General features: G+C 68.8%; 12 protein-coding genes. 9 read left to right on the top strand and 3 right to left on the bottom strand.

What is annotated here, in order from left to right; genetic code table 11:
* Positions 1-11 precede the first annotated feature (11 nt).
* The 9 genes from purL (at position 12) to G6N14_RS14675 (ending at position 10,335) form a co-directional block, all read left to right on the top strand.
* Positions 12-2,300 carry a phosphoribosylformylglycinamidine synthase subunit PurL gene (purL, locus tag G6N14_RS14715; RefSeq protein ID WP_109559806.1) on the top strand — a complete coding sequence of 763 codons (2,289 nt, stop codon included), beginning with the start codon at positions 12-14 and terminating at the stop codon, positions 2,298-2,300.
* A 10-nt stretch (positions 2,301-2,310) separates the two neighbouring features.
* A complete protein-coding gene (locus G6N14_RS14710; RefSeq protein ID WP_085135791.1) occupies positions 2,311-4,002 on the top strand; it encodes an alpha/beta hydrolase in 1,692 nt (563 codons plus the stop codon).
* Between the two features lie 77 nt (positions 4,003-4,079).
* Positions 4,080-4,922 carry an alpha/beta fold hydrolase gene (locus G6N14_RS14705; protein WP_085135790.1) on the top strand — a complete coding sequence of 281 codons (843 nt, stop codon included), beginning with the start codon at positions 4,080-4,082 and terminating at the stop codon, positions 4,920-4,922.
* Position 4,923: 1 nt separating this feature from the next.
* A complete protein-coding gene (locus tag G6N14_RS14700) occupies positions 4,924-5,328 on the top strand; it encodes a sterol carrier family protein (protein WP_085135789.1) in 405 nt (134 codons plus the stop codon).
* Between the two features lie 51 nt (positions 5,329-5,379).
* Complete coding sequence (gene purF, locus G6N14_RS14695; RefSeq protein WP_085135788.1) at positions 5,380-6,897, top strand: amidophosphoribosyltransferase; 1,518 nt, start codon at positions 5,380-5,382, stop codon at positions 6,895-6,897.
* 114 nt (positions 6,898-7,011) lie between these two features.
* Complete coding sequence (locus G6N14_RS14690; protein WP_085135832.1) at positions 7,012-8,277, top strand: aromatic ring-hydroxylating oxygenase subunit alpha; 1,266 nt, start codon at positions 7,012-7,014, stop codon at positions 8,275-8,277.
* Positions 8,274-8,612 (top strand): hypothetical protein, encoded by a 339-nt coding sequence (locus G6N14_RS14685; RefSeq protein ID WP_085135787.1) that lies wholly within the window; start codon positions 8,274-8,276, stop codon positions 8,610-8,612. The genes G6N14_RS14690 and G6N14_RS14685 overlap by 4 nt, the downstream gene beginning before the upstream one ends.
* On the top strand, positions 8,609-9,868 hold the full coding sequence (locus G6N14_RS14680) for a metal-dependent hydrolase family protein (RefSeq protein ID WP_085135786.1): 1,260 nt from the start codon (positions 8,609-8,611) through the stop codon (positions 9,866-9,868). The genes G6N14_RS14685 and G6N14_RS14680 overlap by 4 nt, the downstream gene beginning before the upstream one ends.
* A gap of 14 nt (positions 9,869-9,882) precedes the next feature.
* Positions 9,883-10,335, top strand: a complete 453-nt coding sequence (locus tag G6N14_RS14675) for a MarR family winged helix-turn-helix transcriptional regulator (protein ID WP_085135831.1) — start codon at positions 9,883-9,885, stop codon at positions 10,333-10,335.
* On the opposite strand, the gene G6N14_RS14670 is transcribed toward G6N14_RS14675, so the two are convergent.
* Genes G6N14_RS14670 through G6N14_RS14660 form a run of 3 tightly spaced genes read right to left on the bottom strand, consistent with a single transcriptional unit; the run spans position 10,336 to position 13,990 of the window.
* A complete protein-coding gene (locus G6N14_RS14670; protein WP_085135785.1) occupies positions 10,336-12,015 on the bottom strand; it encodes a nitric oxide reductase activation protein NorD in 1,680 nt (559 codons plus the stop codon).
* Positions 12,012-12,830 (bottom strand): CbbQ/NirQ/NorQ/GpvN family protein, encoded by an 819-nt coding sequence (locus G6N14_RS14665; RefSeq protein ID WP_085135784.1) that lies wholly within the window; start codon positions 12,828-12,830, stop codon positions 12,012-12,014. Before G6N14_RS14665 ends, G6N14_RS14670 begins: the two co-directional genes overlap by 4 nt.
* A gap of 5 nt (positions 12,831-12,835) precedes the next feature.
* Positions 12,836-13,990, bottom strand: a complete 1,155-nt coding sequence (locus G6N14_RS14660) for a spirocyclase AveC family protein (RefSeq protein ID WP_085135783.1) — start codon at positions 13,988-13,990, stop codon at positions 12,836-12,838.
* Positions 13,991-14,013 lie beyond the last annotated feature (23 nt).

Genomic DNA, 14,013 nt, shown 5'->3' with positions numbered 1-14,013 from the left:
ACACTGACCCCGTGACGTCCCTGACCACGCCGGACACCGTCGAACACGCCGCGGCGACGCCCGATCACCCGCAACCGTTCGCCGAGCTGGGCCTCAAAGACGACGAGTACCAGCGCATCCGCGACATCCTGGGCCGCCGCCCCACCGACGCCGAACTGGCCATGTACTCGGTGATGTGGAGCGAGCACTGCTCCTACAAGTCCTCCAAGGTGCACCTGCGCTACTTCGGGGAGACCACCACCGACGAGATGCGCAAGGCGATGCTGGCCGGTATCGGCGAGAACGCCGGCGTCGTCGACATCGGCGACGGCTGGGCGGTCACCTTCAAGGTGGAGTCGCACAACCACCCGTCCTACGTCGAGCCCTACCAGGGAGCGGCCACCGGCGTGGGGGGCATCGTGCGCGACATCATGGCGATGGGCGCCCGCCCGATCGCGGTGATGGACCAGCTGCGCTTCGGCGCCGCCGACGCGCCCGACACCCGCCGGGTGCTCGACGGCGTGGTACGCGGCATCGGCGGCTACGGCAACTCACTGGGTCTGCCCAACATCGGCGGCGAGACGGTCTTCGACCCCTGCTATGCGGGCAACCCGTTGGTCAACGCGCTGTGTGTCGGCGTGCTGAAGAGGGAAGACCTGCACCTGGCGTTCGCCTCCGGCGCCGGCAACAAGATCATCCTGTTCGGGGCGCGGACCGGGCTGGACGGCATCGGTGGGGTGTCGGTGCTCGCATCGGAAACTTTCGGCGGCGACGAGAGCGGTGCGGGCCGCAAGAAGCTCCCGTCGGTTCAGGTCGGCGATCCGTTCACCGAGAAGGTGCTCATCGAGTGCTGCCTGGAGCTGTACGCCGCCAAGCTGGTGGTCGGCATTCAGGACCTCGGGGGAGCCGGGTTGTCTTGCGCGACTTCCGAGTTGGCCTCCGCCGGTGACGGCGGCATGGCGATTCAGCTGGAGAAGGTGCCGCTGCGCGCGGCGAACATGACCCCGGCGGAAGTGCTGTCCAGCGAGTCGCAGGAACGTATGTGCGCCGTGGTCGCCCCGGAGAATGTGGATGCCTTCATGGCGGTCTGCGCCAAGTGGGACGTGCTCGCCACGGTCATCGGCGAGGTGACCGACGGCGACCGGTTGCAGATCACCTGGCACGGACAGACCGTCGTGGACGTGCCGCCGCGCACGGTTGCCCACGAAGGCCCGATCTATCACCGCCCGGTCGAGCGCCCGGAGACCCAGGACGCCCTCAACGCGGACCGCTCCGCGCGCCTGGTGCGCCCGGCGACCGGGGAGGAGCTGCGCGCGACGCTGCTTGCCCTGCTGGGCAGTCCGCACCTGTGCAGCAGGGCGTTCATCACCGAGCAGTACGACCGTTACGTGCGCGGCAACACCGTGTTGGCCGAGCATGCCGACGGCGGAATGCTGCGGATCGACGAGACGTCCGGGCGCGGTATCGCGATCTCCACCGATGCCTCCGGCCGCTACACCAAGCTCGACCCCTACGCCGGCGCGCAGCTGGCGCTGGCCGAGGCCTACCGCAACGTGGCCGTCACCGGCGCCACGCCGATCGCCGTCACCAACTGCCTGAACTTCGGCTCGCCGGAAGACCCAGGGGTGATGTGGCAGTTCGCCGAGGCCGTCCGCGGTCTGGCCGACGGCTGTGCGGCACTGGGTATTCCGGTGACCGGCGGCAATGTGAGCTTCTACAACCAGACCGGCGCCACCCCCATCCACCCCACCCCGGTGGTCGGGGTGCTCGGCGTCATCGACGACGTCGCCCGGCGGATTCCGACCGCCTTCGGCGTCGAGCCCGGCGAGACGCTGATCCTGCTCGGCGACACCAGCGACGAGTTCGACGGATCGATCTGGGCGCAGGTGACCGGCGACCACCTCGGTGGGCTGCCGCCGAAGGTCGACCTCGCGCGCGAGCAGCTGCTCGCAGAAGTTCTCAGTGCGGCATCGCGCGACGGTCTGGTGTCGGCCGCCCACGACCTGAGCGAAGGCGGGCTGATCCAGGCCGTGGTCGAATCGGCGATCGCCGGTGAGACCGGATGCCGCATCCTGCTTCCCGAAGACGCCGATCCGTTCGTCTTCCTGTTCTCCGAGTCGGCGGGCAGGGTGCTGGTGGCGGTGCCGCGCACCGAGGAGAGCCGGTTCCGTTCCATGTGCGAGGCGCGCGGCCTGGCAGCCACCCGCGTCGGCGTGGTTGACCAGGCGTCGCAGGAGCTGGAGGTCCAGGGCCAGTTCACTGTGTCGCTGGCAGAGCTGCGCAGCATTTCCGAAGCAGTGCTGCCGGGGATCTTCGGATAGCCAGATCGGCATGCAGGCGCCGGCGAGACACCCGCTGCTGGTGTGGGCGTGGAGCCTGCTGCGCCTGAATTTCGTCGGAATGGCGTTCGGGGCGCTGTTCTTCTGCCTGTCGCTGACGCCGTCGCTGTTGCCCCGCGACTGGTTGTTCCAAGGTCTGATCGGCGGCATCAACGCGGCCTTCGGCTATGGGCTGGGTGTGCTGATCGGCGCAACGATGGACCGGCTGGTGCTGCGCGGTGCGAACTGGTGGCCGCCGCCGCGCCGGGTCCTGGTAGCGCTGAAGGCAGCGGTGGTGGTGGGGGCGCCGGCCGCGTGCGTCGTGATGCTGGTCCCGGCCGCGGGTTGGCAACGCCAGGTCTCCGAGCTGCTGGGCATCCAGGGCCCCGGCACCCTGGGCTACCTGCGCACCCTGGGCGTGGCGATCGGGGTGGCGGCCGCGCTCGTCGCGGTCGTGCGGGTACTGATCGACGCCAGCCGGTTGCTGGCCCGGGCGTTGATCCGGCGGTGGCACCTGAACAGCGAAGTCGCCATGTTCATCGGCAGCGCGATCGTCGTCGTGGTGCTGACCATGTTGATCAATGGTGTGCTGATCCGCGGATTCTTCGCCGGCGCCAGCGCGGTGTTCCAGCCCGAGGACCGCGGCACGGTGCCCGGGACTTTCCAGCCGCAGCAACCGGGGCGCTCCGGCAGCCCGGATTCGCTGGCGTCCTGGGCCAGCCTGGGCAGTCAGGGCCGCACCTTCGTCGCCGGGGGACGGCACGCCGACGAGCTCAGCCGGGTCAACCACCGGCCCGCCCGCGAACCCATCCGGGTGTACGCCGGTCTGAACAGCGCCGCCGACGACCAGGCGCGCATGCGGCTGCTGCTCGACGAGCTGGATCGCACCCACGCCTTCGACCGGCGGGTGCTGGTGGTGGTGCCCACCACCGGAACGGGGTGGATCAACCCGGCGGCGGCCGACGCGGTGGAGATGCTCTACAACGGCGACACCGCAATCGTCGGTGTGCAGTACTCCTACCTGCCGAGTTGGATCTCGTTCCTGGCCGATCAGCGCAAGTCGATGGACTCCGGACGCCTGCTGGTGCAGACCATCGCCGAGCGCTGGCGAAGCCTGCCCGCCGCGCATCGCCCCAAACTGATGCTCTACGGCGAGAGTCTGGGATCGATGGCCGGGCAGGCCGCCTTCGAGTGGCTGCCCGACATCGCCGACATGGGCTATGAGGCCGTGCTGTGGGTGGGGCCGCCGCATGCCAGCCCGCTCTGGCATGCCCTGCTGGTGCGGCGCGACCCCGGCACCACCGCCGTACTTCCGCGTTACGACAACGGCCGCACGGTGCGCTTCGCCCAGGGCACACTGCCGACCGAGATCGCCGAGACTGCCGCGCCGGAGTGGCCCGGCCCCCGCGTGCTGTTCCTTCAGCACGCCTCCGACCCGGTGGTCTGGTGGACACCGGATCTGCTGTTCGCGCGGCCCGACTGGCTGACCGAACCACCCGGCCCGGACCGCACCGCCTCGATGCGCTGGTATCCGGTGGTGACGTTCTGGCAGGTCAGCGCGGACCTGTTTCACGGCGAGCAGATGCCCGCGGGGCACGGCCACAACTACTCCGGCACGGTTCTGGACGGACTCGTGGCAGTGCTGCCACCCGACGGCTGGACGGCGGCCGACACCGAGCGGGTCCGAGCTGCCCTGCACCGGTAGACACTCGCGGGGTTGATGCGGCTCTCCTGCGCCGGGGTCGCGTACCGCTGGGCGACGAGATGCGGGATGCTTCACCGATGGATCGCTATACCCGTGACGGCCTGGTCTTCGATGTCCGCGACGCCGGGCCGCCGGAGGGACCCGTCGTGGTGTTGCTGCACGGCTTCCCGCAGCGAAACGACAGCTGGAACGCCGTAATCGACCGGCTCACCGCCGCCGGCTACCGATGCCTGGCGCCCAACCAGCGCGGCTACTCGCCCGGTGCCCGGCCCCGCCGGCGCCGCGACTATCGGATGTCGGAACTCGTGGCCGACGTCGCGGCGCTGATCGACGCCAGTGGCGCGCAGCGGGTGCACCTGGTGGGACATGACTGGGGCGCCGCGGTCGCGTGGGGCGTGGCAGCCGAGCTGCCCGAACGGCTCGCCACGGTGTCGCCGGTGTCGGTGCCCCATCCCGCCGCCTTCCTGAAGTCGTTTGTCACCAGCAGTCAGGGGCTGGCTTCGTGGTACATGGGCTTTTTCCAGCTGCCCTGGCTTCCGGAGTGGCTGCTAACGCGCCGGCAAGGCGCGCTGGCCGCCAAGTCGCTGCGGCGCAGCGGCCAGACCACCGACGCGGCGCAGCGGGATGTGCGGGCCATGACCGAACCGGGTGCGCTGACCGGCGGGCTCAACTGGTACCGGGGTATGCCGCTGTCGAACCTGGGAGACAGCAACCAGCAGATCTCGGTGCCGACGATGTATGTGTGGAGCGACCACGACATGGCGCTGAAGCCCAAAGCGGCGCACGACACGGCCCGGTATGTCGACGCCGCCTACCGGTTCGAGGTACTGGAGGGTGTCTCGCACTGGATCCCGGACACCGAGCCGGACCGGCTCGCCGACCTGCTGCTCGACTGGTTCGCCGCACACCCGACGGACTGACATGGCCCCCGCCCGCCCCCGCCGGCAGCCGGACCCGGCACAGACCCGCGCAGCCGTGCAGGCGCTGGCGGCGTGGCTGCGCGATGAGAGCCTGCCGGCCCCCGACCGCGCCGAGTTGGCGGCCGCGGTCCGTCTGACGGCTCGCACACTGGCCGAGCTGGCGCCCGGCGCCAGCGTCGAGGTGCGGATCCCGCCGTTCGTTGCGGTGCAGTGCATCGCCGGGCCGCGGCACACGCGTGGCACCCCGCCCAACGTGGTCGAGACCGATCCGCGCAGTTGGCTGCTGCTGGTCGCCGGACTGCTCGATCCCGCCGACGCGACCGCCGCGGCGAAGCTGCGGTTGTCGGGTTCTCGGGCCGGCGAGATCGCCGAATTGCTGCCGTTGGTGAAACTTGACGCGTGTTGACCGTAGACTGAACGCGTCACTTAAGGCCCGTCCCCCTGGAGCAGCTGAAACGTGCCGGACCAGCAGGTAGTAGACCTTGAGAACGCACCCCGTGAAGAGTGCGGCGTCTTCGGGGTTTGGGCGCCCGGGGAAGACGTGGCGAAACTCACCTATTACGGCTTATATGCGCTGCAGCACCGCGGCCAGGAGGCCGCCGGGATCGCGGTCGGCGACGGCTCGCAGGTACTGGTCTTCAAGGACCTGGGCTTGGTCAGCCAGGTGTTCGAGGAGCAGACGCTGGCTGCCATGCCCGGGCACGTGGCGGTCGGGCACTGCCGTTACTCCACCACCGGCGACACCACCTGGGAGAACGCCCAGCCGGTGTTTCGTCATACCGCGGCCGGCACCGGCGTGGCCCTCGGTCACAACGGCAACCTGGTCAACACCGCTGAAATGGCCGGACGAGCCCGCGAACTGGGACTGATCGACACCCGCCAGCCCGGGGTGGCCACCACCGACTCCGACATCCTGGGCGCCCTGCTGGCCCACGGTGCCGCCGACACCTCGTTGGAGCAGGCGGCGCTGGAGCTGCTGCCGACGGCACGCGGGGCGTTCTGCCTGACCTTCATGGACGAGAACACCCTCTACGCGGCCCGCGACCCGTGGGGCGTGCGGCCGCTGTCGCTGGGCCGACTGGACCGCGGCTGGGTGGTGGCATCGGAGACCGCAGCGCTCGACATCGTCGGTGCCTCGTTCGTCCGCGACATCGAGCCCGGTGAGCTGCTGGCGATCGACGCCGACGGTGTGCGTTCAAGCCGGTTCGCCAATCCCACCCCCAAGGGTTGTGTCTTCGAGTACGTCTACCTGGCGCGGCCGGACAGCACGATCGGCGGCCGGTCGGTGCACGCCACCCGGGTGGAGATCGGCCGTCGGCTGGCCCGCGCCCACCAGGTCGATGCCGATCTGGTCATCGGGGTGCCGGAGTCCGGCATCCCGGCCGCAGTGGGCTATGCCCAGGAGTCCGGCATCGACTACGGGCAGGGCCTGACCAAGAACGCCTATGTCGGACGGACGTTCATCCAGCCGTCCCAGACCATCCGCCAGCTCGGCATCCGGCTCAAGCTCAACCCGCTGCGGGAGATCATCCGCGGTAAGCGGCTGATCGTCGTCGACGACTCGATCGTGCGGGGCAATACCCAGCGTGCCCTGGTGCGGATGCTGCGGGAGGCCGGCGCGGTGGAGGTGCACGTGCGCATCGCGTCCCCGCCGGTGAAGTGGCCGTGCTTCTACGGCATCGACTTCGCGTCGCGGGCGGAGCTGATCGCCAACGCCGTCGGTGACGAGGAGGGGATGGTCGAGGCGGTGCGGCGCACCATCGGCGCCGACAGCCTGGGCTACGTCGGCCAGGACGACATGATCGCGGCCACCGAACAGCCCACCTCGCGGCTGTGCTGCGCGTGTTTCGACGGCAGCTACCCGATCGAGCTGCCCGACGACAGTGCCCTGGGCAAGAACGTCATCGAGCAGATGCTGACCAACACGGCGCTCAAAGCCGAAAGCGGCAACGACGCCGCGCTGAGTCAGTCCTGAGCCCCCGGGCATACCGCGTCGGCCTGGCACGACCACTTCAGTATCAACTACTTGACACTGAGGGTGCTGCTCGCTAGCGTCGGCGCCAACACCAGGTCGCAGACAGGAGTGGCGGTGGCGCGATTTCCCAAGCCTCCCGAGGGCAGTTGGACCCAGCACTATCCCGAGCTCGGGACCGGGCCGGTGTCCTACCGGGATTCGGTCAGCCCTGACGTCTACGAGAAGGAGCGCGCGGCCATCTTCCGGCGGGCCTGGCTCAATGTCGGCCGGGTCGAGCAGATTCCGCGCAAAGGCAGCTACCTCACCAAAGAACTCAAGGTCGTCAACACCTCGATCATCGTGGTGCGGACCGGATCCGGCGAGATCAAGGCCTTTCACAACGTCTGCCGCCACCGGGGCAACAAGCTGGTGTGGGACACCATGCCGTTGGAGGAGTCCAGCGGAACCTGCCGCCAGTTCACCTGCAAATATCACGCCTGGCGCTACGACCTCGACGGCAATCTGGCCTTCGTCCAGCAGGAGGAAGAGTTCTTCGACCTCGACAAGAGCCGTTACGGACTGGTCGGTGTGCACTGCGAGGTCTGGGAGGGGTTCATCTTCGTCAACTTCGCCGCCACCCCGGAGCAGTCCTTACGCGAATTCCTGGGCCCGATGGTGACGGCGCTGGAGGGCTACCCCTTCGGGCTGATGACCTCGCGGTGGCAATACCGCTCCGCGGTCAACGCCAACTGGAAGCTGTTCCTGGACGCGTTCCAGGAGTTCTATCACGCACCGGTGCTGCACGGAAACCAGACGCCGACCGCCTTTCGGGTAGCCGCCGAACAGGCCGGCTTCGAGGCGCCGCACTACCAGATCGAGGGTCCGCATCGCCTGGTGAGCACCTCGGGGGTGCGTGCCTGGGAGATGTCGGAGGAGATGCGCAAGCCGATCGAGGAGATCTGCCAGAGCGGACTGTTCGGCCCCTGGGACCCGCCGGATATCGGCCCGATGCCTCCCGGCCTCAATCCGGCGAAATGTGATCCGTGGGGCCTGGATTCGTTCCAGATCTTCCCCAACTTCACGATTCTGTTCTGGGGGCAGGGCTGGTATCTGACCTATCACTACTGGCCGACCGCCCACGACTCCCACATCTTCGAAGGCACGCTGTACTTTCCGCAGCCGCGGACTCCACGCGAGCGGGTGGCCCAGGAACTGGCGGCGGTGTCGTTCAAGGAATACGGGCTGCAGGACGCCAGCACCCTGGAAGCCACCCACACCATGATCGGGACCGGAGCGGTGGACCGCTTCCTGCTCAACGATCAAGAAATCCTGATCCGGCACTTCCACGCCGAGACCGCCGCGTGGATAGCCGAATACGAGCGCGCGGCGGCGGGAGCATGAGTGCTGTGACCGCCAAGCTGCCGAAGGAATTCGCCGACCTCGAACCGTTCAGCGACTGGTGTCTGCCGTCGGAGCCGGAGCGCTACACCAAGCGCCTGAGCAGTTCCATGCTCGAAATGCAGCAGTTCTACGACGCCGTCACGGCCCGCGCCGAAGACGCGCTGGCCTACTGTGACAAGTTCAGCCTCGACGACCTGCCCGAGGATGTGCTGAACCTGATGCATCTGCTGTATTCCATGGTGACGGTGGCTTTCCCGGCCGAAGCCTGGAAGCAGCCGCGTGTTCCCGACTCCGGAGCGGCGGTCATCGAGTGCATCGCCGAGCCGTACCCGTGAGCGGCCCCGACGGCACGGTATGCATCCTGTATGCCGACCGTTGGCTCGACATCGATGCCGGCGTGGTGCGCTCGCCGGCCGTCGTGGTGGTCGAGAGCGGCCGCATCACCGCCATCAATCCCGAAGCGCCGCTTCCGGTTTCAGCAGAGGAAATCCGCCTGGGCGATGTGACGTTGCTGCCGGGGCTGATGGACATGGAACTCAACCTGCTCATCGGGGGGCCGGGCGGCCCAGAAGGGCTGCCCTCGCCGCTGCACGGTGTTCAGGACGATCCCGCCTACCGCACGCTGCGCGCGGCGGTCAACGCGCGCACCACGCTGGAGGCCGGGTTCACCACCGTGCGCAATCTGGGGTTGATGGTCAAGACCGGCGGCTATCTGCTCGACGTCGCTCTGCAGCGCGCCATCGACCAGGGCTGGCACGTCGGTCCGCGGATCTACCCGGCCGGTCATGCCGTCACGCCGTATGGAGGACACCTGGATCCGACGGTCTTTCAGCGGCTCGCCCCCGGCGTGCTGCCGCTGTCGGTCGCCGAGGGTATCGCCAATGGGGTGCCGGATGTGACCGCCTGCGTGCGCTACCAGATTCGCCACGGCGCCAAGCTGATCAAGGTGTCGGCGTCCGGCGGGGTGATGTCGCACAGTACGGCCCCGGGCGCCCAGCAGTACTCCGACGCCGAATTGGCCGCGATCGCCGACGAGGCGCATCGTGCCGGGGTGCGGGTGGCCGCACATGCGATCGGCGACACCGCGATCCGGGCATGCATCCGGGCGGGCATCGACTGTATCGAGCACGGCTTCCTGGCCACCGACGAAACCCTGCAGATGATGGCCGAACACGGCACCTTCCTGGTCTCCACCACCTACCTGACCGACGCATTGGCCGTCGACCGGATCGCTCCGGAGCTACGAAAGAAGGCGGCCGAGGTGTTCCCGCGGGCCAAAGCCATGTTGCCCCGGGCGATCGAGGCGGGCGTGCGCATCGCCTGCGGCACCGACGCGCCGGCCATCCCGCACGGCCAGAACGCCAGGGAACTGTGCGCGCTGGTCGAGCGCGGCATGACGCCGGTACAGGCATTGCGGGCGGCCACGGTCGTCAGCGCCGAACTCATCGACGCCGGCCACGAACTGGGACGGCTGGCGCCGGGCTACTGCGCCGATATCATCGCCGTACCGGGAGATCCGACCCGCGACATCAGCGCCACCCTCGACGTGCGCTTTGTCATGAAGGACGGCCAGGTCTACACACGCAGGTGACAGGGAAGCAGGACATGGATCTGACCAGCAACATCCTGTGGCTGCTCAAGCAGGCCTTCTACTACTCGCTGACCACCGTGAACGAGGCGATCAGCGAGCACGGCGTGAGCACCGCGCAGATCGGTCTGTTGCGCCAACTGGCCGGCGAACCAGGGTTGTCCGGCGCCGAACTGGCGCGCCGGCTGCTCATCACGCCGCAGGGCGTGCAACTGGCGCTGAGCGCGCTCGAGCGCCGCGGCCTGGTGGAGCGTAAGCAAGATCCCCACCACGGCCGCATCCTGCGTGGCTACCTGACCGACGAGGGACGCGCGGTGACGTCGGCGGTGGTCGCGGATGCGGTCGCCGCCCACGACCAGGTGTTCGGCGTGCTGACCGCCGACGAGCAGGAGACGCTGCGGACCCTGCTGTCGCGGGTCGTCGAGCAGGGCACCGGTCACACGCTGTTCGACGACCACGTCGAGTCCTGACTAGCCGGACCGTGGGGGCCCGGGTCGCGGCGCGGCGAGTTCGGCCAGCGCCGCCGAGAACAACTCGTCCATCTGCGGGCTCAACTCGGCCAGCGTCATGGCGGCGGCATGGCCGGCGGCGCCGAAGGCCGGCCGATGGGCCTGTCCGGTGGCGCCGATGGTGAGACACAGGCAGCCGAGACCGTCACTGCGGAGTTCCTCGATGGCCTTGGTGACGTCGGCCTCGGCGTAACGGCCTTCGTAGCCGACATCGTAGGGAAAACCGTCGGACAGGACGAGCAACAGCCGATTCGGGGTGCCGGCCCGGGTCTTGAGAATCTGCCCGGCCCCGCGGATTCCGGCGCCGAGCCGGGTGTAGCCCGATGGTTGAAGCTGGTCGAGCCGGGCTCGCCCGGCGGCGCCGAAACGTTGGTCGAAGGTCTTGATGGCCGGCAGCTCAACACAGTGCCGGCCCTGTGACCGGAACCCGTAGACGGCCACCCGGTCGCCGAGCTCCTCGAGCGTGGCGGCCAGTGTGGCGGCCGCCCGTCGCTGGTGGTCGTGCACCGCCAGGCCGGCCGGATCGGTGTCGGTCGAGGACCCGGACGCATCCAGCAGGATCAGGACACCGAGATTGCGGTCCAGCTTGCGGCGTTCGGTGTAGACGTGTTCCGGGGGCGAATGCCCGGCGCGCAAGTCGACGAACACATCGATGAGCGCCTCGAGGTCCAGCTCGTCCCCGTCGGATCGGCCGCGTAACACCTTGGGGCCCAATCCGACCCGTGAAAGCCGTCGGCGAAGCACGTCGTCGTGGATCACCCCGGCGCCGGAGCCGGCGGCGGCGGTGAGCGGGAAATCGACGACGCGGCACCAGTCGGGCCGGTAGCTGTCGGCGAAGACGTCCCACTCGGGATACCAGGCTCCGCCGATACCCGCGGTGGCGGCCGGTTTCAGGTCGGCGAAGCGGATCCGGCTGGGCAGCGGGCGGGCATTCGGCCCGGCCGGCCGCCCGCGGCGCAGCGCACGGGACGGCAGCTCACCGCCGGAGTTGCTGTCGCCGGACCGCGAGCCGCCGAGCAGCTTTCGCAGGAAGTCGGAGAGGGCTGGGAAATTGAAGACCGGGTTGTCGAACAGCTTGAGAATCCTGCTCTCGTCGGCATCGTCATCGTCATCGTCGGCCGGTGCCTGCGCGACGTCGACCTCGAAACGCAGGTCCGCCTCGGTGGCCTTCCCACCGGCGGCGCCGGCCGACCGCAACAGCCGGGCGGGTTTGATGACACCGAACCACTCCGGTGGGTCGGCGACGGTCAGCCGGCCCCGGGCCAGCCGCAGCGATTCGTCGGCCGTGGCGGTAGGCGGCGGCGACCCCGGGCGCAGCGTCGCGGCCAGCGGCAGCCGGTCGGCGACCTCGCTGAGCACCCGGTTGCCCTCGAGCGCCAGGTAGCGCCGGGCCACCGAGGGGCGTGCCCGTAGCGCCTTGACCAGCCGAGGTTCCAGGCTCCGGGCGCCCAGCAGCGCGCCCTGGACCAGGACCTCGCGACGCTGCGTCGCCGCCGAAGCGCCGGCCGACACGAAGATGGCGTGACCATTGGTGTGTGCGGCCTCGCCCGGGGAGGCCTGCGACACCTCGATCGACCGGCCCGCGAGGTAGCCGGCGAGGAATCTGAACCGGTCGGGTGTCGCCGGATCCGGCGCGGTCACATCGGGGGAAGCACGGCGTCGGCGAGTTCGCCGAGTGCACGGATGACATCGGCGTCGTCGGAGAGGACTTGGACGATGGCGGCCTGGACCGCGCTGCGCAGGCCGAGGCCTTCGGAGACCAGGCCGCCGGCCAGGATCAGCATCCGGGTGGAGGCGCCCTCGCGCAGCGGTGAGCCGTCCAGGTTGCGGATCGCGTTGCCCAGCGCCACCAGTGACTGCGCCGTCTGCGGATCGACGCCGGTTTCGTGCGCGACGATGTCGATCTCGGCCTGCGCAGGAGGGAAGCCGAGCTCGATGGCGACGAACCGTTGACGGGTCGACTCCTTGAGGTTCTTCAGCACGCTCTGATACCCGGGGTTGTAGGAGATCACCAGCTGAAACCCCGGTGCCGCCGGCACTGTCGTGCCGAGCCGGTCGACCGGCAGCGCACGGCGGTGATCGGCGAGCGGATGGATGACCACCGTGGTGTCCTGGCGCGCCTCGACCACCTCGTCCAGATAGAAGATGGTGCCTTCGCGCACCGCCCGGGTCAACGGCCCGTCCACCCAGCGGGTCTCCGAGCCCTGGAGCAGGAACCGGCCCACCAGGTCCGCCGACGTCATGTCCTCGTGTCCGGCGACGGTGATCAGATCGCGACCCGACTGCTCGGCCATGGCCTCCACGAACCGCGTCTTCCCGCATCCCGTGGGGCCCTTCAGCAGCACCGGCAGCCCGCGGCGCGCCGCCGCCCGGAAGATTTCGACCTCATCGCCGATCGCACGGTAAAAGGATTCCCCGGAACGACTTTCGGCCGGTACGTGGCTGTGCTGCAGCACCTTGGTCAGTTTCCCCGCTCGAACGGAACGATCGGGGGCACCGAAACGCCTTCGGGCAGCACCAGTTGACCGTCGACATTGATGTAGCCGGACCGGTTGGAGGGCATCGGCAGCCCCGGATGCGGACACGGCTTGTCGGTGCCGTCCCCGCAGATGCCACCGGTGAAGTAGGAGCGCTTCTGGTGGTCTTGCGGCCACGGGTCGGCGTGCAGGGCGATCCATTGCGCCGGGCCCATGTAGAAGGCGAAGAAGCACGCACTGACCCCGGCGAAGATCGCCAGGAAGCGGGTGAACTGCTGTCGCGCGAATCCGCCCCGGACACCGTCCAATCCGCGTTCGACGACGGTGCGACCGCGATCGTCGGTGAAGTAACGCAGGCAGCACAGCGCCGCCTGCACGGCTCCCCACATGAGTCCTTCGTAGACGGGCCATTGGTAGTAGGTGTCGGCATTGATCGACACCGAACGCATGGCGCCGGGGTAGGTGTACATGCCGATCGGCAGCAGGACGAGGCCCTCCATGACGAAGTCGAAGACGAAGGCGATCGCATACGTCACGGCGATCAGGCGAAGGTTGCTGATTGCAGGCCAGCGCGCCTTGATCTTTCGCATCACGGCACATCCGACGATGGTGATCAGCAGCACCCCGTAGGCGTAGCCCGGGAGGTTCGTCAACAGCGGCTCGGCGACCTGGCGGCCGGGTTCCTCCGGTGAGGCCCATCCCGGGATGTGCGACGTCCAGGATCCCCGGTTGAACAGCCAGGTGTTGTAGGTGCACCAGGTGTTGAAGTAGTTGAGCAGCGGGTCCTGAAAGAACATCAGGCCGATCGACAGGAAGAGCATGCCGTCCAGCGTGATTCGCCGTTCGCGGCGCCAGGGGCGGATGAAGAACCACCAGATGGCGAACGGCAGGCCGACCCACAGCACGACGGCGTTGGCCATCAGTGGCACCTTCATGTACATCGGCGGATCGTTCGGCCCGACCGGGACGCGTTCGAAGTACGGGCCGGTGATCCAGCGCGCCCACACATACAGCTGCAGCGCCAGCAGTGCCCCGCCGGCGGCAGCCCAGATCCGGATGGCCCCGGCGCTCTGAGGCCCGGCGGCTTCCGGCCGTGCGGCCACTGACACGTTCTGCTGGCTCGGCACGCCGCTACCCATGTTGCGGTTCCCTTCCCGGATGA

Source organism: Mycolicibacter hiberniae, assembly GCF_010729485.1.
GTDB classification, from domain to species: Bacteria; Actinomycetota; Actinomycetes; order Mycobacteriales; family Mycobacteriaceae; genus Mycobacterium; species Mycobacterium hiberniae.
The sequence above is the reverse complement of the archived record's forward strand: the minus strand, read 5'-3'. Positions and strand labels throughout refer to the sequence as shown.